The organism is Frankia sp. Allo2, from assembly GCF_000733325.1.
GTDB classification, from domain to species: domain Bacteria; phylum Actinomycetota; class Actinomycetes; order Frankiales; family Frankiaceae; genus Frankia; species Frankia casuarinae.
The window spans coordinates 1-1,588 of the sequence record NZ_JPHT01000107.1; the positions used below are offsets into that span (position 1 = coordinate 1).

Consider the following 1,588-nt stretch of genomic DNA (forward strand, 5'->3'; position numbering starts at 1 on the left):
CGGGCCCGGATCCTCACACCACCACCGGCCCCAGCCCCCCGCACCCCGTCTCACACCGTCTACCTGCACAAACAGACTTTGCGGGTCACCCTGCCCGTACCCGCCCGTCGGTGTGATGGCCGGCGGGCCGTCCAGGGAACGCCAAGGCGGTAATCCTGGGATGCACGGGTGCGGGAGGTCAGACACGCCCATAGTACCTGTGAACCAGCCGAACAGAGCCGCGAGAGTGGTTGCGGAGGCGGGGGAGGAAAGGGCGTGGCCAAGGGGAACACGGCCAGCGAAACACGTTCCGGACGCAGAGCCGGGTCAGGCGTGTCAAACCCGTTGGTCCGTGTGCGCCAAGCCGCACGGCGGGACAGGAAGATGCGGTTCACCGCGCTGCTCCACCATGTTGATCTGGCTCGCCTGGAGGCGGCGTTCCGGGCGGTTCGCCCGAAGGCCGCGCCGGGCGTGGATGGGGTGACGTGGGAGGAGTACGAGCAGGACCTCCAGTGCAACCTGGTCGGCCTGCACGACCGGATCCACTCGGGGCGCTACCGGGCGAGTCCCTCGCGGAGGGTGTACATCGCGAAGGCGGACGGGCGGCGGCGGCCGCTCGGCATTGCCACGCTGGAAGACAAGATAGTCCAGCGGGCCGTCGTCGAGGTGCTCAACGCGGTCTTCGAGGAGGACTTCGTCAACTTCTCGTACGGGTTCCGGCCCGGGCGTAGCCAGCACATGGCGCTCGACGCGCTCGCGGTCGGTATCCAGCGGAAGAGGGTGAACTGGGTTCTTGATCTTGATATTAAGGAGTTCTTTTCGAGCCTCAACCATCAGTGGCTCGTCAGGTTCCTTGAGTACCGGATCGCGGACAAACGGCTCCTGCGCCTCATCGAGAAGTGGTTGCGTGCGGGNGTGGTAGAAAACGGCGAGTGGGCGGAGACGACGGTCGGATCACCGCAGGGGGCTTCGGCGTCGCCGTTGCTCGCTAACGTGTACCTGCACCACGTCTTCGACCTGTNGGCGCAGTGGTGGCGGAATCACAATGCGCACGGAGATGTCATAGTCGTACGTTTTGCCGATGACGCGATCGTCGGGTTTCAGGCCGAGGACGACGCGCGGCGGTTCCTTGCTGATCTCCGTGAGAGGTTCGCGAAGTTCGGCTTGGAGTTGCACCCTGACAAGACCCGGTTGATCGAGTTCGGGTGGTTCGCCGCCGTGAACCGGTCGCGCCGTGGGGAGGGCAAGCCCGAGACGTTCAGCTTCCTGGGCTTCACGCACCTGTGTGCGACGGGGAAGAAGGGCTTCTTCTGGGTGAGGCGTGTCACGGACAAGCGGCGTATGGCGGCGAATCTCCGGGAGATCAACACCGAGGCGAAGCGGCGCCGTCACCAGCCCATCCCCGATCAGGGGCAGTGGTTGCGCAGCTTTGACGCCACTACCCAAGGCAGGAGCCCAGCGCGGTAGTTCCGCTCGCTGGGATCTGTGCGGGGGCCGCCCGTAAGGGCGGTCCCCACCCAGGGCCCCGGCAAAGTTGTCGGTTAGCAAGCAAGGCTCTTGATCGTCTCTAGTGGTCGTTCGGGGCGCCGCGCGTGGTGTCGGATTGCCT

Annotated in this window: 1 protein-coding gene; it reads left to right on the plus strand. The window is 65.6% G+C overall.

All coding sequences use genetic code 11. The features are described from left to right. The first annotated feature begins 363 nt into the window (after window positions 1-363). The gene (gene ltrA, locus ALLO2_RS22995; RefSeq protein ID WP_232235317.1) at window positions 364-1,446 is read left to right on the plus strand and encodes a group II intron reverse transcriptase/maturase; all 1,083 of its coding nucleotides are present in this window, start codon (window positions 364-366) and stop codon (window positions 1,444-1,446) included. The last annotated feature ends 142 nt before the right edge of the window (window positions 1,447-1,588 follow it).